This window comes from Agromyces sp. Marseille-P2726 (genome assembly GCF_902809835.1).
In the GTDB taxonomy this organism is placed as follows: Bacteria; Actinomycetota; Actinomycetes; order Actinomycetales; family Microbacteriaceae; genus Agromyces.
The window spans coordinates 51,921-71,355 of record NZ_CADDWM010000015.1 but is presented as its reverse complement, the minus strand read 5'-3'; the positions used below and the strand labels follow the sequence as shown (position 1 = coordinate 71,355).

The following is a 19,435-nucleotide window of genomic DNA, read 5'->3' as shown; positions in this document are numbered from 1 at the left end:
CGCCGCCTCCTCGAGCCTACCGCGTCTGGGCGGCTCGTTGCTCCCTGACCGAGCTCGCGTAGACGTCGACGTACTGCTGTCCGCTGAGCGCCCGAAGCTCGTACACGAGCTCATCGGTCACCGAGCGCAGCACGAACCGGTCGCCCTCCATCCCCTCGAATCTCGTGAAGTCGAGTGGTCGGCCGATGATGATGCCGATGCGACGCACCCTGGGGAGCCGGGTGCCGATCGGCATCACCTTCTCGGTGCCGAGCATCGCGACCGGGATGACGGGAACTCCGGCTTCGAGCACCATGCGGGCGACTCCGGTGCGACCGCGGTACAGGCGGGCGTCGGGGCTACGGGTGCCCTCAGGGTAGATGCCGAGGATGCCGCCCTCGCGGAGCACGCGGAGACCCGTCTCGAGCGAGGCCTCCGACGCCTTGCCCCCCGACCGGTCGATGGGCAGCTGACCCGCCGCCTGGAAGAAGACCCGGGTCGCCCAGCCCTTCAGGCCCTTGCCCGTGAAGTACTCGCTCTTGGCGAGGAACACGACCGGACGATCGACGACGAGCGGCAGGAAGATCGAGTCGATGAAGGACAGGTGATTGGATGCGAGCACCACGGCGCCCTGCTTCGGCACATTCTCGAGCCCGACCACCCAGGGGCGGAAGATCGCGAGCAGGATGGGACCCACCACGATGTGCTTCATGATCCAGTAGAACACCGTGCGCATCCCCTCCGGCGGTCCGTCGACGACTCAGCTTAACGCCGAGCCGAACGCTGTGTCCTGTTCGTGCGCCGCCGCCCCTGCGGCGCGACGTTCCCATTCGCCGTACACGCCGCCGAATGCTCACGCGTGCTCGTCGACCCAGACGCGGGCGAGGTCGGCGGCACCCACCACGCCGGCGTCGTTCACGAGCTCCGCGATGACGAAGTCGGGCTCGGGGTGGTAGCCACGCGCGGGCAGGTGCTCGAGGTAGGCCTCGCGGACCGGGCCGAGCAGCAGCTCGCCGGCGGCGGCGACCCCGCCGCCGAACACGAATCGTTGCGGGTCGAGCACCGCGGAGAGCGATGCCGCCGCCGGGCCGAGCCACTGTCCGAGCTCGTGGAGCGCGGCGAGTGCGCCCGGGTCGCCCGCTCGGATGAGCGCGGCCACCACGGGGCCGTCGAGGGCGCCGTGCTCGGCGCGGGCGTTCGCCAGGCCGACGCCGATGCCACCGGCGTCGGCGATCTCGTTGGCGGTGCGCAGCAGGGCGCGACCCGAGCCGTACTGCTCGAGGCATCCGCGCTGGCCGCAGCCGCAGGCGATGCCCTCGGGAACGATTCGGAGGTGCCCCAGCTCTGCACCGGCACCGAAGCCGCCGCGGAACAGTCGGTCGCCCGCCACGATCGCCCCGCCGACGCCCGTGCCGATCGTGAGCATGACCATGTCGCTGACCATCCGGCCGGCGCCGAATCGGAACTCCGCCCAGCCGGCCGCATTCGCATCGTTGTCGACGACGACGGCTGTGCCGACGCGAGCCTCGAGCTTCTCGCGGAAGGGCTCGTTGCGCCAGTTGATGTTCGGGGCGTAGTAGACGGTGGACTGGGCGGCATCGATGAATCCCGCGGCCGCGACGCCGACAGCGACGATCGACGCATCGGTCGACAGCGACTCGATCATCGTCGCGACCGAGTCCTCGAGGAGCTGCGGATCGCCGGCTGGCGTGGGAACGCGCTCACTCCGGATGATGGTGCCGAGTTCGTCGACGACCGCGCCGGCGATCTTCGTTCCGCCGATGTCGATACCGATCGCGTGCACGGATACTGCCTTTCGACGGGGTGAGGGCGGTCATCGGGGGCCTGAAGGCCGCTCGGGCACCGACTAGAGTGTAAGCGACCCCAATGTCGAGGCTTCACGTGCGCCCCGCCCGCTGAACCTCCCCCGGTGCCGAAGGAGCTACCGTGATCGAATTCGAGACTCCCGCCGTCGTCACGCCCGATCCCCAAGCGAATACGACCGACCTGCTCGTGCAGCGCGTCGCGGCGACCCCCGACGCAGTGCTGTTCTCACTTCCCACGGGTGACGGCGGGTGGTCGCCGGTCACGACTCGACAGTTCTACGACCAGGTCATCGCCCTCGCCAAGGGGCTGGTCGCAGCCGGCATCCAGCCGGGCGACAAGATCGGGCTCATGTCCAAGACCCGCTACGAGTGGACGCTCATCGACTTCGCCGCGTGGTTCGCGGGCGCCGTCCTCGTGCCGATCTACGAGACGAGCTCCCCGGGGCAGGTCAAGTGGAACCTCAGCGATTCCGAGGCGATCGCCGTCATCGTCGAGACGCCCGATCACTTCGCTCGGTTCGACGAGGTGCACCCCGAACTCCCCGCCATCCGCAACGTGTGGCAGATCGACCTCGGCGATCTCGACAAGCTCGCCGCATCGGGCAGCGGGGTCACCGATGAAGAGATCGAGCGCCGGCGCAACCTGGCGGTCGGCTCCGACATCGCAACCCTGATCTACACGTCGGGCTCCACCGGCAAGCCCAAGGGCTGCGTCCTCACCCACTCCAACTTCGTCGAGCTCTCCCGCAATGCGGCGGTCGCGCTCGAGGAGGTCGTTCTCGATCCCGACGGCGCCTCGACGCTGCTCTTCATCACCACCGCGCACGTGTTCGCCCGGTTCATCACGGTGCTGTGCGTGCATGCCGGTGTCCGGGTCGGCCACCAGCCCGACACGAAGCAGCTCCTCCCCTCGCTCGCGAGCTTCAAGCCGACCTTCCTCCTCGCCGTGCCGCGCGTGTTCGAGAAGGTCTACAACGTCTCGGAGCAGAAGGCCGAGGCCGGCGGCAAGGGCAAGATCTTCCGGGCCGCAGCCGACACCGCGGTCGCCTACTCCATGGCGAAGGAGTCCGGCAAGGTGCCGTTCGGCCTCAGGGCCAAGTTCGCGCTGTTCGACCGCCTCGTCTACGGCAAGCTCCGCGCGGCGATGGGCGGCAAGGTGAAGTACGCCGTTTCGGGGTCCGCGCCGCTCGGGCCGCGTCTGGGCCACTTCTACCACGCGCTCGGCATCACGATCCTCGAGGGGTACGGCCTCACCGAGACCACCGCACCCGCCACCGTGAACCTGGTGCACAAGTCGAAGATCGGCACGGTCGGACCCGCTCTTCCCGGGGTCGGCGTGCGCATCGCCGACGACGGCGAGATCCTCGTGAAGGGCATCGACGTCTTCAAGGAGTACTGGAAGAACCCCGAGGCAACGGCCGCGGCGTTCGACGGCGAATGGCTGAAGACCGGCGACCTCGGTTCCTTCGACAGTGACGGCTTCCTCACGATCACCGGTCGGAAGAAGGAGATCATCGTCACGGCGGGCGGCAAGAACGTCGCTCCCGCCGCGCTGGAGGACCCCATCCGCGCCAACCCGCTCGTCGGCCAGGTGGTCGTCGTCGGCGACAAGAAGCCGTTCATCTCGGCCCTCGTCACCCTCGACTCCGAGATGCTTCCGGTCTGGCTCAACAACAACGACGAAGACGCCGGCATGAGCCTCGAGGAGGCCACGAAGAATCCGGCCGTCCTCGCCGAGGTGCAGCGCGCGATCGACGCGGCGAACGAGCACGTGTCGCGCGCCGAGTCCATCCGCAAGTTCACCATCCTGCCGACCGAGCTCACCGAGGCCAGCGGCCACCTCACGCCGAAGCTCAGCATCAAGCGCAACGTGATCCTCGAGGACTTCGCGGGTGAGATCGAGGGCATGTACTCGGGCGCACCGGCGACCGAGGGGCACTCGATCGTCCGCTGAGTCGGTGCCTGCCAGGTTCGAGCGCCCCGCGGCATCCGCGGGGCGCTTCGACGTCGGCAGATCAGAACCAGTCGGACTCGCGGACCGCCTTCATGGCGGCACGCCGTTCGTCCTTCTCGAGACGGTCGAGATAGAGGATGCCGTCGAGATGGTCGGTCTCGTGCTGGAGTGCCTGCGCCATGAGACCCGTGCCCGAGATCTCGATCTCGTTGCCGTCGAGATCAGTTCCCCGCACCCGCGCGAACGGATGACGCGGGGTCTTGTGCCACAACCCGGGCACTGAGAGACATCCCTCGTCGATGAGCGCGATCTCTCCCGACACCTCGACGAGCTCGGGGTTCAGCACGTATCCGATCTCGCCGTCGACGTTGTAGCTGAAGGCGCGAACGTTCACGCCGATCTGTGACGCGGCGACCCCGGCGCGACCCGGCAGCTTCACGCTGTCGAGGAGGTCGGTGACGAGCGCGCGCACGCCATCGTCGATCTGCTCGACGGGGACGGAGACGGTCTTCAGGACAGGGTCGCCGAACAGGCGAATGGGACGTTCCGGCAATTGTGCTCCGTTCAATGCCCGCGGTCGGCGGGCAGGCCTTCCACCACGAGTGCCGCGAGCTCGCGCGCCGATTGCCGGGTGACCGGACGGAGATCGCTCCAGTGCACGACGGAGCCGGCGGCGAGTTGCGGATCGTACGGGATGCGCACGATCTCACGGACGCGGGATTGGAAGTGCGCCTCGATCTCGTCGACCTTGACGAGGTGCGTGCCCTGCGTCGCGAGGTTGATCGCGACGACGGCGTTGCGGACGAGGTCGCCGTAGCCGTTGGCCTCGAGCCACGTCAGCGTCTCAGAGGCCAGCCGTGCCTCATCGACGCTGCCGCCCGAGACGATCACGACGGAGTCGGCCCGTTGGAGTGTCGCCCGCATGACCGAGTGCACGATGCCGGTGCCGCAGTCGGTCAGGACGAACGAGTAGTAGCGAGCGGCGAGATCGGCGACGACGTTGTAGTCGTTGTCGTCGAACGCCTCGGAGAGCGTCGGGTCGGTGTCGGACGCGAGGATGTCGAGGCGGGTCTCGTCGCGCGAAACGTACCTGGAGAAGTCGGTGTAGCCGCCGATCGATGGGGCCTTCGTCACGACGTCGCGCACGGTCTCGCGGGTCTGGCGGTCGACCCGCTCGGCGAGCGTGCCGCGATCGGGGTTCGCGTCGATCGCGATGATGCGGTCGTCGCGCGCGTCGGCGAGGGCCATTCCCAGCAGGGTCGTGATGGTCGTCTTGCCGACGCCGCCCTTGCGCGTGAGCACGGGAATGAAGCGGGCCCCGCCCTCGAACCGCTTCTGGATGCGGCCGCTCAACTCCTTGTACGCCCGCACCTTGGCCGAGTCGCCCAGGTTGATGAGATGCAGCGAGGCCTCGTACAGGAACCGGTTCAAGCCGCCGTGGGGCGCCGGCTTGGTCGCGCGGTTGACATCGATGAGGCGGTCGGGCGTGAGTGACTCGGAGGTCTCGGGCGCCTCGGCGGGCCCGCCGGTGTCGGGAGCGTCGACGACGGCCACATGGCTTCCGCTCTCGGTGGTCGCCCGCTCACGGCGCGCTGCCGCGGCATCCGTCGCGAGCAGGGCGCTGTAGGGAGAGGCGTCACGACGATACGAACCGCGGTAGCTCCCGCTGCCGAGTGCGGGGGTGACGACGTCAACCGACGTGGTGTCAGGGCCTCCGCCTGCGACCGAACCCGGATTCACCGCGACATCGTCGATGGCGACGGCGACCTCGTCTTCGGGGACCTCGGGCCTCGGCGCGGGCGGGAGGTTGACGCGCAGGTTCATGCTGTCGGGAACGGCGTCGGCGGCGTGCGCACCGGACGACGGAGGGAGCTCGCCACGGTCGGACGGTTCGGAGCGACCGGCCGCCGCGCGGCGCTTCGGTAGAGCGTCATCGCTGCGCTTCTCAGCCACCGATTCGCCTCCTCATCAGTGCGAACACAGGAACAGCCTAGCGCGGACGCACAACGACGAGCAGGTCGCCGGCCTCGACCTGCTGCGTCTTGGGGATCGCGACGCGGTCGACGACGCCGGCGATCGGTGCCGTGATGGCGGCTTCCATCTTCATCGCCTCGATGGAGGCGACCGCCTGACCTGCGGCGATCTCGGCACCCGCTTCGACCTGGAGGGTGACGACACCGGAGAATGGCGCGGCGACGTGACCGGGCTGCGAGGTGTCGGCCTTCTCGGCGGCTCGGGACTCGACGGCGATGCTGCGATCGCGGACGAAGACGGGCCGGAGCTGGCCGTTCAGGACCGTCATGACCGTGCGCATGCCCTTGTCATCGGCCTCGCCGATGGCCTCGAGCCCGGCGTAGAGTCGCACGCCCTTCTCGATCTCGATGACGTGCTCGGAACCCGGGCGAAGCCCGTACAGGTAGTCGTTCGTGTCGACCACCGAGAGATCGCCGAACAGTTCGCGGATCTGCTCGAACTGGCGCGTGGGTGCCGGGAAGAGCAACATGTTCAGCGTCGCACGTCGGGTGGCGCTGTCGGCCTCGAGGGCCTCACGCTGTTCGGTGGTGAGCTCGGTCACGCCGATGCGCACGTCCCTGCCGGCGAGCACCTTGCTGCGGAACGGTTCGGGCCACCCGCCGGGAAGGTCACCGAGCTCCCCGGCCATGAACCCCACCACGGAATCGGGCACATCGTACTTGTCGGGGTTCTCGGCGAAATCGGCGGGGTCGGCCTTCACCGCCGCGAGGTGCAGGGCGAGGTCGCCCACGACCTTCGACGACGGGGTCACCTTCGGCACCCGGCCGAGGATCCGGTCGGCCGCCGCGTACATGTCCTCGATGAGCTCGAAGTCGTCGGCGAGGCCGAGGGCGATCGCCTGCTGACGGAGGTTCGAGAGCTGCCCGCCGGGGATCTCATGGTGGTACACGCGTCCGGTCGGGCCGGGCAGCCCGGACTCGAACGGCTTGTACATGCGGCGCACCGCCTCCCAGTACGGCTCGAGGTCGGACACCGCCTGCAGCGAGATGCCGGTGTCGCGCTCGGTGTGCGCCAGCGCCGCGACGAGCGCCGACGCGGACGGCTGGCTGGTGGTGCCCGCCATGGGCGCGCTCGCCACATCCACCGCATCCACGCCCGCCCGACTCGCAGCGAGCAGCGTGGCGAGCTGGCCGCCCGCGGTGTCGTGCGTGTGCAGGTGCACGGGGAGGTCGAACCGCTCGCGCAGCGCGGTGACGAGCTTCTCCGCCGCCGCTGGCCGCAGGAGCCCGGCCATGTCCTTGATCGCGAGGATGTGCGCTCCCGCCCCCACGATGTCGTCGGCGAGCCGCAGGTAGTAGGCCAGCGTGTAGAGGTCCTCGGCGGGGTCGAGCAGGTCGCCCGTGTAGCAGACGGCGACCTCGGCCACGCCGTGGCCGGTGGCGAGCACCGAGTCGATCGCCGGGCGCATCTGGTCGACGTCGTTCAACGCGTCGAAGATGCGGAAGATGTCGACTCCGGTCGACGCCGCCTCGCGGACGAAGGCGTCGGTCACCTCAGCGGGGTACGGCGTGTATCCGACCGTGTTGCGACCGCGCAGCAGCATCTGGATCGTGATGTTCGGCAGCACCTCGCGCAGTGCGGCGAGCCGCTCCCACGGGTCCTCGCCGAGGAACCGCAGCGCCACGTCGTAGGTGGCACCGCCCCACGCCTCGATCGACAGCAGCTCGGGCGTCGTGCGCGCCACGTACGGCGCGACCTCGAGCAGGTCCTTCGTGCGGACGCGGGTCGCCAGCAGCGACTGGTGGGCGTCGCGGAACGTGGTCTCGGTGACCGCGAGCGGCGTCTGCGCGCGCAGCGACGCCGCGAACCCGGCCGGCCCCAGCTCGAGGAGCCGTTGCCGCGACCCGTCGGGCGCGGCGGCACCGAGGTCGACGGGCGGAAGCTTCTCGATCGGGCTCACGTGAATGGGAGCCGGTCCGTTCGGCTGGTTCACCGTGACATCCGCCAGCCAGTTCAAGATCTTCGTGCCGCGATCCTTCGACGTGCGCCCTCGGACCAGCCACGGCCGCTCATCGATGAACGACGTGCTGAGATCACCCGAGACGAACGCCGGATCCTCCAGCACCGCCTGCAGGAAGGAGATGTTCGTCGAGACGCCGCGGATGCGGAACTCGGCCAGTGCACGTTTCGCGCGCGCCACCGCGGCCGGGTAGTCGCGGCCGCGGCAGGTCAGCTTCGCCAGCATCGAGTCGAAGTGGGGACTGATCTGCGCGCCCGGGTTCACGGTACCGCCGTCCAGCCGGATGCCTGCTCCACCCGGCGATCGGTACGTCGTGATCTTGCCGGTGTCGGGCCGGAACCCGGCGGTGGGATCCTCGGTGGTGATGCGGCACTGCAGGGCGGCCCCACGCAGCCGGATGTCGGGTTGCAGGAGCCCCAGATCGGCCAGCGACTCCCCCGCCGCGATGCGGATCTGCGACACCACGAGGTCGACATCGGTCACTTCCTCGGTCACCGTGTGCTCGACCTGGATACGCGGGTTCATCTCGATGAAGACGTGCTGCCCGGCCCGCTCGCCCGCGGTGTCGAGCAGGAACTCGACCGTGCCCGCGTTCACGTACCCGATCGAACGCGCGAACTCCACCGCGTCGCGGTAGAGGCGTTCCCGGATCTCGTCGGACAGGTTGGGCGCCGGCGCGATCTCGATGACCTTCTGGTGTCGACGCTGCACCGAGCAGTCGCGCTCGAACAGGTGCACCGTCTCGCCCGAGGCATCCGCCAGCACCTGCACCTCGATGTGCCGCGGTCGCAGGACCGCCTGTTCCAGGAACATCGTCGGGTCGCCGAACGCGCTTCCGGCCTCGCGCATGGCCTCCTCGAGCGCAGGGCGCAGTTCGTCCCTGGAGTTCACCCGGCGCATGCCACGACCGCCGCCGCCGGCCACCGCCTTCGCGAAGAGGGGGAAGCCGAGGTCGTCGGCCTGCCCGATCAGCGCCTCGATGTCTTTCGACGGCGGCGTCGACTTGAGCACGGGCACCCCCGCGGCGATGGCGTGCTCTTTGGCGGTGACCTTGTTGCCCGCCATCTCGAGCACCTGCTTGGTGGGTCCGATGAACGTGATCCCGGCTTCGGCAGCGGCCTGCGCCAGCTCGGGATTCTCGGAGAGGAATCCGTAGCCCGGGTAGATCGCATCGGCGCCCGACTCCTTCGCGACCCGGATGATCTCAGACACGTCCAGGTAGGCCCGAACGGGATGCCCCTCCTCGCCGATCTGGTACGCCTCGTCGGCCTTCAGGCGATGCAATGAGTTCCGATCCTCGAACGGATAGACCGCAACCGTCTTCGCCCCCAACTCGACGGCCGCACGAAATGCTCGAATGGCGATCTCACCGCGATTGGCAACCAGGATCTTCGTGAACATGCAGCCCTTTCTGAGGGGATTGCGCACAGCGAACATTTAGGTATCGCCCGAGTAGTAAAGGTAACGTATCTGTTCGTGCACGTTCTCTCCGTCAGTTCCCTGAAGGGCGGCGTCGGCAAGACGACCGTCACCCTCGGACTGGCGTCGGCGGCCTTCGCCCGCGGCGTCCGTACCCTGGTCGTCGACCTCGACCCGCAGTCCGACGTCTCGACCGGCATGGACATCCAGATGTCGGGCCACCTGAACGTCGCCGACGTCCTCGCGTCGCCGAAGGAGAAGATCGTCCGCTCGGCTATCGCCCCAAGCGGCTGGGCCCGCTCGAACCCGCAGTCGACCATCGACGTCATGATCGGAAGCCCGTCGGCGATCAACTACGACGGCCCGCATCCGTCGATCCGCGACATCTGGAAGCTCGAAGAGGCGCTCGCCAACGTCGAAGCCGACTACGAGCTGGTGCTCATCGACTGCGCACCCTCGCTGAACGCCTTGACGCGCACCGCCTGGGCTGCGAGCGACCGGGTGGCCGTCGTCACCGAACCCGGACTCTTCTCGGTGGCCGCCGCCGACCGCGCCCTGCGCGCGATCGAGGAGATCCGGCGAGGGCTCTCGCCACGACTCCAGCCGCTCGGCATCATCGTGAACCGGGCTCGGGTGCAGTCGCTCGAGCACCAGTTCCGCATCAAGGAGCTGCGCGACATGTTCGGCCCGCTCGTGCTGTCGCCCCAGCTGCCCGAGCGCACGTCGCTGCAGCAGGCGCAGGGTGCCGCGAAGCCGCTGCACATGTGGCCCGGCGAGAGCGCCGAAGAGATGTCGCGCAACTTCGACCAGCTGCTCGACCGCATCCTGCGGACGGCACGCATCGGCGAGTACGCGGGCACTCCCCTCGAGCTCCAGTCCCCCGTCATCTGACGACGCGTCGGCACATCACCGCTACGCCGCCTGGGCAGCGGGCGCGGCCGGTTCGCGCGTCAGGAGATCTTGCGTGAACGCGCCCCTCGGCGCGCCGCGAGCTCATCCACCGGATCCACCGGTTGGGTGTCGAGCTCGACGAGCGTGGACTCGACCTCGCGGAGCACCTTTCCGACGGCGATGCCGAACACGCCCTGCCCGCGGTTGACGAGGTCGATGACCTCGTCGTCGGACGTGCACAGGTAGACACTGGCACCGTCGCTCATCAGCGTCGTCTGGGCGAGGTCTTCGATGCCGGCCTCACGGAGCTGGGTCACTGCGGTGCGAATCTGCTGCAGTGAGATTCCCGTGTCGAGCAGCCGCTTCACGAGCTTCAGCACCAGGATGTCGCGGAAGCCGTAGAGCCGCTGCGATCCCGACCCGGCGGCGCCGCGAACGGTGGGCTCGACCAACTGCGTGCGAGCCCAGTAGTCGAGCTGGCGGTAGCTGATGCCGGCCGCGCGGGCCGCCACTGCGCCCCGGTAGCCGGCGCCGTCGTCGTGCTCGGGCATGCCGTCGGTGAAGAGCAGGCCGAGGTCGTACCGATCGCGCTCACTCCGGTCGAGCTCAGTCATGCGATCGCCCCTCACTCTCACGCCGGCACCCGGATGGCGCGTCATCCACGCTACCGAGGGCGAGTGACTCCACCAAACACATCGCGCCGAACGTCACGGCGTGTCGCGACTCAGCGCGCGAGTCGTGCGAGCGCCTGCCGCATGACCGTGCCACGGACCGTTTCGAGATGCCCGGCGAGCTCGAGGGCGCGCTCTGCCGTGCGTGCCCTGCCCGCGGCATCCGATCGCCTGGACGGCGCGATGGCGCGTTCGACGAGCCCCGCCTCACGCTCGGCTGCCGCCTGGAGTCCTCGAAGGTGCCGGGGCTCGATGCCGACGGCGCGCAGGGCCACCAGCGAGCGGAGCACGCCGAGGGCGTCGTCGCCATAGTGCTCTGCCGCGGGGAGGATGGAAGCCGACACGGCGTCGTCGAGCAGCGCACGAGTCGCGCCGGCGGCCTCGATGAGCTCGTCGCGGCGAAACCGACGCGAGCCGGTGAGGAACGACGATGCACTCGTCGCGCCGGGCAGGGCGGGCGTCTCTCCGGCATCGATGGCCTCGAGATGCGCCCGGATGACCTTGAGCGGCAGGTAGTGGTCGCGCTGCATGGAGAGCACGACGGTGATGCGCTCGACGTCGGCCTCGGAGAACTTGCGGTAGCCGGCGGCCGTGCGTGCCGGGGCGATCAGTCGCTGCTCTTCGAGGAACCGCAGCTTCGACGGCGTCAGCTCGGGGAACTCGGGCTGAAGCAGAGCGAGGACCTGACCGATGCCGAGGAGCCGGGACGGGCCGCTCGCACGTGCGGAGGCGGCGGTGCCCGGCACTAGCCGCTCGCCAGTGGCGCCAGGTCGCGTCGGGAGGCGTAGAAGGTGAGCCGGAACTTGCCGATCTGCACCTCGGCGCCATCGCTCAGGAGGGCCGTCTCGATGCGCACCCCGTCGAAGTACGTGCCGTTCAGCGAGGAGAGGTCTCGCACCTCGAAGGCGGTGGCGTGGCGGAGGAACTCCGCGTGACGCCGAGAGACGGTCACGTCGTCGAGGAAGATGTCGGCGTCGGGATGGCGACCCACCGTGGTCACGTCGGTGTCGAGGAGGAACCGAGCGCCCGCGTTCGGGCCGCGCCGCACGATGAGCAGTGCCGAACCCGAGGGCAGCGCCGCGATGGCCTCCTGCTCTTCGGCGGTGATGTCGTTGTCGACGGCCGAGAGCTGTGCCGCCGCCTCACGACTGAACCCGATCGTCGTGTCGCCGGTGTCGCTGCCGATCGCGCTCGTCGGAGTCTCGTCGGGGAACTCGCCGTCAGCCCGCTTGCCCGCCCCGCTCGCCTCAGTGTTGTCGGTATCCGCCACGACTAACCTCCTTCTTCAAGCGTATCGGATCGCGACTCGTCTGCCGCAAGCGGAATATGCACCACCCGAACCGTCTCGATCGCGTAGATGATGCCGGCCCACCAGTACAGGAACGCACCCCACAGGGTGATGGCCCAACCGATCGGTTCGCTCAGTGGCTCGACCGCCGGGAAGGCCAGCCCGAGCATGATGACGGGCAGGCCGAAGAACAGGGCGAACGTCGCGACCTTGCCCAGTTGGTGCACCGGCAGCGGCCCGAATCCGTGGTTGGCCAGCACGACCCCGAGCACCAGGAGGAGGACGTCGCGGGCCACGATCACGAGCACGATCCACCACGGCACCAGCTGGTTCGCGGCCAGCCCGACGAGGGCGGCGAAGATGTAGAGACGGTCTGCCGCGGGGTCGAGGATCTGCCCCAGTCGTGTGATCTGCTTCAGGCGGCGCGCAAGGTAGCCGTCGAGCAGGTCGGTGAGGCTGGCCACCACGAGGGTGATGAGTGCCGCGACGTAGTCGCCGAGCACGATGAAGACGAGGAAGACCGGCACGAGAGCGAGGCGGAGCATGCTGAGCACGTTCGGTATCGTCCAGATCTGCGATCCGGCAGCGTGCGCGTTCTCCCCCGTCACGCTGCGATCCTATGGCCCCTAGAATGCGGCCATGGACCCGCTCTTCGTGTGTCTCGTCATCTGCCTCGCGCTCATCGTCGCGACCTGGGTGCTGTCGATCGTGACGCGCGAGTACTCCTGGGTCGACCGCGTGTGGTCAGTCGCGCCGATCGGATACGTCTGGCTGTTCGCCGTGGCGAGCGGGTTCGATGCGCGACTCGTGGTGATGGCCGTGCTGGTTCAACCTCGTGTTCATCTCGATCTCCCAGAACGTGCTCATCCTCCTGTTGCTCACGCTGCTCTTCATCGGTTCGACGAGGCTTACGGAGTCGATGTCGCGGTCGAAGTACCCCGACTACGACGCGTACCGTGCTCGCACGTCGGCGATCGTGCCGTGGTTCCCGAAGCGGCCGGCCGCCACGGCGGGCGAACGTGTCGCCTGAGCGCGAGTCAGAGCCGGTCGCGCAGAACCGGCCAGGCCTCCGCGAATCGCGGATGCAACGGCAGGTCGTCGACGTCGCCGACCGCAACCCAGCGAAGCGCGATGCTCTCGGGGTCGCTGATGATGGGTGCGAACCGCTCGGCGGCATCCGCGACCACCGTCGTGTACGTCCAGTAGCCGAGGTCGAGCACGGAGGTGAAGCGCACCGTGAGCAGCGTCGCCGGTACGCCGGCCTCCTCGGTGGCCTCGCGCACCGCCGCGTCGACGGCGCTCTCGTGCTCGTGCCTGGCCCCGCCGGGCATCCCCCAGGTGCCGCCGAAGTGGCTCCACGCTGCCCGGTGTTGCAGCAGCACCTCGAACGACGGACTCACGGCGAGCAGTCCTGCGGCGCCGAACCGGCCCCAGTACCGCGCACCGTCGGGGCCCTCGACCCAGGCGTCGCCGCTCGATCTGATCACCTCTCCAGCATGACGCACCATCGGCGGGTGCGTCGCCGCCGGGCTCCATCGCGCCCTCGCCCGCCTACGCTGGGATCATGACCTCCGACTCCGCCGTGCGCATCGACGTGTGGCTGTGGGCCGTGCGGCAGTTCAAGACCCGCTCCGCAGCCACTGCGGCGTGTCGCGCCGGGCACGTGCGCGTGAACGGCGAGCGTGCGAAGGCCGCGCAGCAAGTGCGGCCGGGCGACGAGGTGCGCGTCCGGGTCGGCGGATTCGACCGGATGCTGGTGGTACGCCAGACTCTGGTGAAGCGCGTCTCGGCGGCGATCGCCGCCACGGCCGTGGAGGACCGGACGCCGCCGCCACCACCTCGCGAGGCGGTGCCGATGGTTCCCGTGCGCGATCGTGGCGCCGGTCGTCCGACGAAGCGCGAGCGACGCGACCTCGAGCGGCTCCGCGGACGCTGAGCCCACGGTCGCCGGCCGCTGGCCCAGGGGTGCCGGCGCGGCATCCGAACCGGGCTAGCCTGAGACGGTGCAGAAGGAACTGACCCACGAACCCGATGCCCGCCGATACGTGCTCCGCGTCAACGGTGACATCGCGAGCGTGCTCGACTACCGCGTACTCGGCGAGTCCGTCGCGTTCACGCGCACCTTCACGAACCCGCCCTACCGCGGGAGCGGGCTCGCGGGCGAGCTGGTCGCGTTCGCAGTCGACGACGTCGAGGCCAATTCGGAGCGGCACATCGTGCCGAGCTGCTGGTACGTGGGCGAGTGGTTCGACCGGCACCCCGATCGCGCCGGGATGCTCGACCCCAGAACGGTGTGATTCGCATGGTGGCCGGCTACTCCGCCGCTCAGGTCCGTGCCGCCGAGGCGCCGCATCTCGCCGCGGGTGAACCGCTCATGCGACGAGCGGCGACCGCCCTGGCGGCGACGATCCGCGGCATGCTCGCAGAGCGCGACGCGGCGGGCGGGCCGGTCGTGCTCCTGGTCGGGTCGGGCGACAACGGCGGCGATGCGCTCTTCGCGGGCGCGGAACTCGCCCAGGACGGCGTCGAGGTGATCGCGATACCGACATCCGAACGTCGGCACGCCGCCGGCGAGCAGGCAGCACGTGACGCGCAGGTCCGGTTCGTCGAACCGACGCCCTCGGATGCCGCGACCGACGCGATCGAGTCGGCCGCGCTCCTCGTCGACGGCATCCTCGGTACGGGCACGAGCGCCTCGCCCGCGCTGCGCGGTGCCGCCGGGGGGATCGGGGCGGCCGCCATCCCGATCGTCGCCCGCCGCGGCACGCCCGTCGTGGCGGTCGACCTGCCGAGCGGCATCCATCCCGACGACGGCACCGTGCCCGATCCCACCGTGCTTCCGGCCACCGTCACGGTGACGTTCGGAGCGGTGAAGGCCGGTCTGCTGCTCGAACCCGCGTCACGCTACGCGGGTCGCGTGGACCTCGTCGATCTCGGGCTCGGCGACGAGCTGGCGCGCATGACGCCGCTCGTCACGACCCACTGACACGACCGAATGATCAGTACCAGTTGACGGCCTGCGAGTGCGACCAGGCGCTGCAGGGGGTGCCGTAGGCGCTCTTGATGTACCCGAGGCCCCACGTGATCTGCGTCCTGGCGTTGGTCTCCCAGTCGGCGCCGGCCGTCGCCATCTTGCTGCCGGGCAGGGACTGCGGGATGCCTGTCGCGCCGCTGGACGCGTTGTAGGCCTGGTAGTTCCATCCCGACTCCTTCTGCCACAGCTTGTCGAGGCACTGGAACTGGTCGGCGCCCCAGCCGTAGCTCGAGGCCGCGAGCTCGGCCGCGAATGCGCGAGCACCGTCGGGGGTGTTGGCGGCCGCGAGCTCCTCGGCGGCGACTCGGGCGGCCTCGGCCTGCGCGGCGTCGTACGCGGCGGCCGCCTCCATGGCCTTGGCGGCCTCGACCTTGGTGGCGGCGGTGCGCTCGACCAGGTCGTCGAGCGGAATCGTGCGGTACTCGCTCAGCGATGCGACGGATGCCGCAAGCCCCGAGGCGTCGACCTTTCCATCCACAGCCGCGAGGGTGGCATTCGCTGCGGTGATGGTGTCCTCGGCGTGGTCGACGGCCTTGGCCTCGGCGATCCCGCGATAGGCGCCGAGCTGCTCGGCGCGAAGTCCGCTCGTCGCGTTCAGCGCTGCCGTGGCGTCGATGCGCTCCTGCGTCGCGACGGCGTTCTGCACGGTGAATCCCGTGCCGGCGACGAGGCCGGCAGCGGCCACCGCACCGGCGATCAGGAGACGCTTCCGTCCGACGCGACGTCGACGGATGCTTCGCCGGGTGGTTTCGGGCTGGGAGTCGAGGGCGGGTTCGGGCGTGATGATGTCGTCGTTTCGCATGGGGGTCTGAAAGGCTCGGGGAATCGGGTGGGTGCACTCCGAGCGAGCACACAAGTCCCCTACCCTGCCCTGTCAATCTGGACGGAACCTCAGTCCTGCCTGTGCAATCCATGTCCGCGCATCGAACCGATCGCACCCCGGGCGGCCGTCGGAGGCGGCTAGGTCGTCACCCGGTGGCGGGCGGCCGTTCGCTCGGGCGGTGGCCGCCCTCGCGACGCTCCGTTTCGCTGGAGAAGCCGTCGAGCACCGCGCGCTCCCCCGATTCGAGCAACTCCTGGAACAGCGTGACCTGCACACCGGCCGGTGCGCCGAGGCGGGAGTTGAGGGACTGCCAGGGCGTGACGACGGGCTCCGCGATGACCCGGCCGCCCGCGCCCTCGAGTCGCCGGGTCATGCCCTCGGTGTCCGTCACCTCGAAGGCGAGACGGATGTGCGGGCTCTCGGCACCGCCGGCCTCCACCCGGTCGATCGCCTCCTTGTGGACCGGATTCGCGATCTCGAGTGTGGCGCGTCCGGCATCGAGGATGACGACCCGTTCATCGCCGCCCTCGGCGAACGAGAGGTATTCGGGCAGCCCGAGGCTGTCACGGAAGAACGCGACCGCCTGGTCGTAGTCGGCGGCCTCGACGACCACGCGCAGTTGGAGGACAGGAGATGGAGCGGCATCCGTCATGCGCCCATCCTTGCAGTTCGGGTGGCGGTTAGCTCGCGCTCGGCGGCACGGGATAGGGATCTTGGGCGAGCAGACGTGCGAGGTGCACGGCGTTCGCGACGAGCGTGTCATTGGCCTGCATCACCGCCGACGGTGTCTCGTCGAGATCCTTGTAGTCGGTCGTCTCCATGGCGACGCCGTTCCAGTACGTGCCGCCCTGTGCCGGCATCGTGAAGCCGACGTCGTTCAGCGCCTGGTGCAGGTCGGCGGTGATCTTGTGCGCCCCGTCCTCGTTGCCGAGCACGGCGGTCGCGGCGACGTGGCCGAAGAGGATCGGGCGACCCTCGTCGTCGGTCGCGGAGAGCTCGGCATCGAGGCGCTCGAGCACCCGCTGCGCCACGCTCGACATGTGCCCGAGCCAGGTCGGGGTGACCATCACGAGGATGTCGGCGTCGAGGATACGGGCGCGAAGCGGCGGCCATTCGTCGCCCTCGCCCATGTCGGCCTCGACGCCCGGCGCGATGTCGAGGTCGACGACCCGGACGATGTCGCCATGGACGCCGCGAGCCGCGAATCCGCCGAGCAGCTGCTCGGCCATCAGCTGGCAGCTGGACTCCGCCGGGGCGGGCTTCAGCGTGCAGTTGAGGAGGAGGACGGTCTGGTCGGTGTTTCGCATGTGCAGCCTTTCCGGCGCCGCCTGACGCTCCCTCCTGTTCCTATCGAGGCGGGTGTGGCATCGGGAAGGGGTTGACAGGGCGCCGACGCCCGCGGCATCTGCTCACTCGGCGTTGCGGGCGCGGCTGGGCTGGACCCGCATCGGCTCGCCGGGCATCTTCGGGAAGTCGGGCGGGAACGGCAGCTCGCCGAGGCCGTCGTCGAGATCGCGCTGCCACCACTCGAGCAGCGTGCCGATGCGGCCCGGATTCGACTGCATGCCCGCCCACGGGTCGCCGATGTCTCGCAGCCGGTCGGGCACCGTGCGAATCGTGAACTGCGTCGGGTCGGCGCGCTCGAGTTCGTGCCACTGAAGCGGGCATGACACCGAGGCGTGCGGCAGCGGGCGCGGGCTGTACGCCCCGGCCATGGTGCGGTCGCGGTTCGCCTGGTTGTAGTCGATGAAGATGCGGTCGCCGCGCTCCTCCTTCCACCATGCCGTGGTGAGCTCGTCAGGCATGCGGCGTTCGAGCTCGCGGGCCAGCGCGATGACCGCGTGCCGAACGTCGAGGAACTCGTACTCGGGTTCGATGGGTGCGAACACGTGGATGCCGCGGCTGCCCGAGGTCTTCACGAACGGCGTCAGCCCGACCTCGCCCATGAGGTCTCGCAGTGCGAGCGCGGCGGGAACCGCCTCGGCGAAGCCGGTGCCGGGCTGCGGATCGAGATCGATGCGCAGTTGGTCGGGGTTGTCGGTGTTCGCAGTGCTCGACGGCCAGGGATGGAACACGATGGTGTTCATCTGCGCCGCCCAGACTGCGCCCGCGGGCTCGTCGAGCACGACCTGCGGATGGCGCCGGCCGCTCGGATACGTCACGGTGACCGATCGCACCCACTCGGGAGCACCCTTGGGCGGGTTCTTCGAGAAGAACTGCTCGCCGTCGATGCCGCCGGGGAACCGCTGGAGGGACACCGGTCGGTCGCCGTTCGCCTCGATGAAGGGACCGCCGACTGCGACCAGGTATTCGGCCAGCTCGAGCTTCGTGATGCCGACCTCTGGCCAGATGACCCGGGTCGGACTCGAGATGCGCACCTCACGGTCGCCGTGCGGACCTGGAACAGTGAGGGTGACAGCATCGCCGGCCATGAGTGCGACGCTACCGTGCCCTGGTGACACGCGACAGGGTGGCGTTCAGACGGTCGTGGGGTCAGCTGCTGAGCGTCGCGTACCGCTTCGCCGCGCGAGCCCTCGCCTTCGCCGCCTCGACCTCGCGATCCTTCGGCGGCGCGGTCGTGACGAGGTCGTCGAGCAGGTGGCGGGTGATGTGCGCGATCTCAGCCACCGCCCGATCGAACGCCTCGGCATTCGCCTTCGACGGCTTCGTCGATCCGCTCACCTTGCGCACGAACTGCAGGGCGGCGGCGTGCACCTCGTCGTCGGTCGCCGCGGGCTCGAAGTTGTGGAGGGTGTGGATGTTCCTGCACATACCCCGAGCCTAGACCGGAGCTTCCGTCACATCGAGAGGCGGTGGACGTCGGCGACCGGCTGCAGGAGGAACAGGCGCACGACCCGACCCGAGTCGCGCTCGTACGCGCGGTAGCCCGGCCACTGCGTCTCGATCCGCGCCCACGCCGCCTCCCGCTCGTCGTCGGCGATGAGGGTCGCGTGAACCGGCAGTCGACGCCCCCGCACGCTGATCGACGCGTCGGGATGCGCGAGCAGGTTGTAGGTCCAGCCGGGATGCCGCTCCTGGCCGAATGTGGTTCCGGCCACGATCGCACGGCCTCGGCCGTCGGGCGTGTACATCAGCACCGTGTCGCGGGGCGCTCCCGACTTCGCACCCGTCGAGTGCAGCACGAGCGACGGGACGAGGAGTCCGCTGAGCTGCACACGCCCGTTCGTCAGTCGCGCCATCATCCGTTCCGCCGGCGGCAGCACGATCGGCGCCAGGGCTCGGAACACTCGCGTCCGGCTGAGCGGCGCGACGGCGCAGCGAACGATCCCGACGACGGTGGCCATTTGCCCATTCTCTCGGCGGGCGGCGGCGGCGGGAAGACTCGCGGGGTGGTGCACCAGTGCCCGAGCTGCTACCGTGGCGGGTTGCATCTACAGGTCCGGGCCGCCTGCCAGCGGTCTCCGCGGAACGGGGAGCCATGTTCGCATCGATTCGGCTGCGCACTGCCTGACGGCAGGTCTGCGCAGTCCCCTCTCGCTCACCGAGCCTCGGCCCGCCCGCACACCGGTGGCGGCATCGCCGATCACGACCGCTC

The 19,435-nt window shown here is 69.4% G+C and carries 22 protein-coding genes; 6 read left to right on the top strand and 16 right to left on the bottom strand.

Annotated elements, in window-relative coordinates:
* Positions 1 to 16 precede the first annotated feature (16 nt).
* Together HUS56_RS12955 and HUS56_RS12950 are read right to left on the bottom strand one after the other, a co-directional pair.
* The gene (locus HUS56_RS12955; protein WP_173923862.1) at positions 17 to 706 is read right to left on the bottom strand and encodes a 1-acyl-sn-glycerol-3-phosphate acyltransferase; all 690 of its coding nucleotides are present in this window, start codon (positions 704 to 706) and stop codon (positions 17 to 19) included.
* A gap of 126 nt (positions 707 to 832) precedes the next feature.
* A complete protein-coding gene (locus HUS56_RS12950; protein WP_173923861.1) occupies positions 833 to 1,783 on the bottom strand; it encodes an ROK family glucokinase in 951 nt (316 codons plus the stop codon).
* 143 nt (positions 1,784 to 1,926) lie between these two features.
* On the opposite strand from HUS56_RS12950, the gene HUS56_RS12945 reads away from it, so the two are divergent.
* Entirely contained in the window at positions 1,927 to 3,759 is a 1,833-nt protein-coding gene (locus HUS56_RS12945) for a long-chain fatty acid--CoA ligase (RefSeq protein WP_173923860.1), read from the top strand.
* 61 nt (positions 3,760 to 3,820) lie between these two features.
* Here the strand turns inward: HUS56_RS12945 and def are convergent, their stop codons facing one another.
* The 3 genes from def to HUS56_RS12930 all read right to left on the bottom strand — a co-directional run bounded on the left by def (position 3,821) and on the right by HUS56_RS12930 (position 9,154).
* Entirely contained in the window at positions 3,821 to 4,312 is a 492-nt protein-coding gene (gene def, locus HUS56_RS12940; RefSeq protein ID WP_173923859.1) for a peptide deformylase, read from the bottom strand.
* A gap of 11 nt (positions 4,313 to 4,323) precedes the next feature.
* Entirely contained in the window at positions 4,324 to 5,583 is a 1,260-nt protein-coding gene (locus HUS56_RS12935; RefSeq protein ID WP_173924586.1) for a MinD/ParA family protein, read from the bottom strand.
* A 166-nt stretch (positions 5,584 to 5,749) separates the two neighbouring features.
* Positions 5,750 to 9,154, bottom strand: a complete 3,405-nt coding sequence (locus HUS56_RS12930) for a pyruvate carboxylase (RefSeq protein ID WP_173923858.1) — start codon at positions 9,152 to 9,154, stop codon at positions 5,750 to 5,752.
* Between the two features lie 75 nt (positions 9,155 to 9,229).
* On the opposite strand from HUS56_RS12930, the gene HUS56_RS12925 reads away from it, so the two are divergent.
* A complete protein-coding gene (locus tag HUS56_RS12925) occupies positions 9,230 to 10,063 on the top strand; it encodes a ParA family protein (protein WP_173923857.1) in 834 nt (277 codons plus the stop codon).
* A gap of 59 nt (positions 10,064 to 10,122) precedes the next feature.
* Here the strand turns inward: HUS56_RS12925 and HUS56_RS12920 are convergent, their stop codons facing one another.
* From HUS56_RS12920 to HUS56_RS12905, 4 genes are all read right to left on the bottom strand, one after another.
* On the bottom strand, positions 10,123 to 10,677 hold the full coding sequence (locus HUS56_RS12920) for a MerR family transcriptional regulator (protein ID WP_173923856.1): 555 nt from the start codon (positions 10,675 to 10,677) through the stop codon (positions 10,123 to 10,125).
* 110 nt (positions 10,678 to 10,787) lie between these two features.
* Positions 10,788 to 11,480: a MerR family transcriptional regulator gene (locus HUS56_RS12915; RefSeq protein ID WP_173923855.1), complete on the bottom strand. Its 693-nt coding sequence runs from the start codon at positions 11,478 to 11,480 to the stop codon at positions 10,788 to 10,790.
* Positions 11,480 to 11,893 carry an FHA domain-containing protein gene (locus tag HUS56_RS12910; RefSeq protein WP_254431509.1) on the bottom strand — a complete coding sequence of 138 codons (414 nt, stop codon included), beginning with the start codon at positions 11,891 to 11,893 and terminating at the stop codon, positions 11,480 to 11,482. The genes HUS56_RS12915 and HUS56_RS12910 overlap by 1 nt, the downstream gene beginning before the upstream one ends.
* 113 nt (positions 11,894 to 12,006) lie before the next feature.
* Positions 12,007 to 12,630, bottom strand: coding sequence for a CDP-alcohol phosphatidyltransferase family protein (locus tag HUS56_RS12905; RefSeq protein ID WP_173923854.1), 624 nt, complete (start codon positions 12,628 to 12,630; stop codon positions 12,007 to 12,009).
* 227 nt (positions 12,631 to 12,857) lie between these two features.
* Here HUS56_RS12905 and HUS56_RS17365 point away from each other — a divergent pair, with 227 nt between their 5' ends.
* A complete protein-coding gene (locus HUS56_RS17365) occupies positions 12,858 to 13,052 on the top strand; it encodes a hypothetical protein (RefSeq protein WP_254431448.1) in 195 nt (64 codons plus the stop codon).
* A 7-nt stretch (positions 13,053 to 13,059) separates the two neighbouring features.
* On the opposite strand, the gene HUS56_RS12895 is transcribed toward HUS56_RS17365, so the two are convergent.
* Entirely contained in the window at positions 13,060 to 13,509 is a 450-nt protein-coding gene (locus HUS56_RS12895) for an NUDIX hydrolase (RefSeq protein ID WP_254431447.1), read from the bottom strand.
* Positions 13,510 to 13,586: 77 nt separating this feature from the next.
* Here HUS56_RS12895 and HUS56_RS12890 point away from each other — a divergent pair, with 77 nt between their 5' ends.
* The 3 genes from HUS56_RS12890 (at position 13,587) to HUS56_RS12880 (ending at position 15,008) form a co-directional block, all read left to right on the top strand.
* The gene (locus tag HUS56_RS12890) at positions 13,587 to 13,958 is read left to right on the top strand and encodes an RNA-binding S4 domain-containing protein (protein WP_173923852.1); all 372 of its coding nucleotides are present in this window, start codon (positions 13,587 to 13,589) and stop codon (positions 13,956 to 13,958) included.
* Between the two features lie 67 nt (positions 13,959 to 14,025).
* Entirely contained in the window at positions 14,026 to 14,319 is a 294-nt protein-coding gene (locus tag HUS56_RS12885; protein WP_173923851.1) for a GNAT family N-acetyltransferase, read from the top strand.
* Between the two features lie 5 nt (positions 14,320 to 14,324).
* Positions 14,325 to 15,008, top strand: coding sequence for an NAD(P)H-hydrate epimerase (locus tag HUS56_RS12880; RefSeq protein ID WP_173923850.1), 684 nt, complete (start codon positions 14,325 to 14,327; stop codon positions 15,006 to 15,008).
* A gap of 13 nt (positions 15,009 to 15,021) precedes the next feature.
* Here the strand turns inward: HUS56_RS12880 and HUS56_RS12875 are convergent, their stop codons facing one another.
* The 6 genes from HUS56_RS12875 to HUS56_RS12850 all read right to left on the bottom strand — a co-directional run bounded on the left by HUS56_RS12875 (position 15,022) and on the right by HUS56_RS12850 (position 19,184).
* A complete protein-coding gene (locus tag HUS56_RS12875; protein WP_173923849.1) occupies positions 15,022 to 15,858 on the bottom strand; it encodes a hypothetical protein in 837 nt (278 codons plus the stop codon).
* Between the two features lie 166 nt (positions 15,859 to 16,024).
* The gene (locus HUS56_RS12870; RefSeq protein WP_173923848.1) at positions 16,025 to 16,531 is read right to left on the bottom strand and encodes a VOC family protein; all 507 of its coding nucleotides are present in this window, start codon (positions 16,529 to 16,531) and stop codon (positions 16,025 to 16,027) included.
* 28 nt (positions 16,532 to 16,559) lie between these two features.
* Positions 16,560 to 17,186, bottom strand: a complete 627-nt coding sequence (locus tag HUS56_RS12865; protein WP_173923847.1) for a flavodoxin family protein — start codon at positions 17,184 to 17,186, stop codon at positions 16,560 to 16,562.
* A gap of 102 nt (positions 17,187 to 17,288) precedes the next feature.
* Complete coding sequence (gene ligD, locus HUS56_RS12860) at positions 17,289 to 18,311, bottom strand: non-homologous end-joining DNA ligase (RefSeq protein ID WP_173923846.1); 1,023 nt, start codon at positions 18,309 to 18,311, stop codon at positions 17,289 to 17,291.
* A 61-nt stretch (positions 18,312 to 18,372) separates the two neighbouring features.
* Positions 18,373 to 18,651: a DUF2277 domain-containing protein gene (locus tag HUS56_RS12855; protein WP_173923845.1), complete on the bottom strand. Its 279-nt coding sequence runs from the start codon at positions 18,649 to 18,651 to the stop codon at positions 18,373 to 18,375.
* 26 nt (positions 18,652 to 18,677) lie between these two features.
* Positions 18,678 to 19,184 (bottom strand): nitroreductase family deazaflavin-dependent oxidoreductase, encoded by a 507-nt coding sequence (locus tag HUS56_RS12850; RefSeq protein WP_173923844.1) that lies wholly within the window; start codon positions 19,182 to 19,184, stop codon positions 18,678 to 18,680.
* Positions 19,185 to 19,435: the final 251 nt, after the last annotated feature.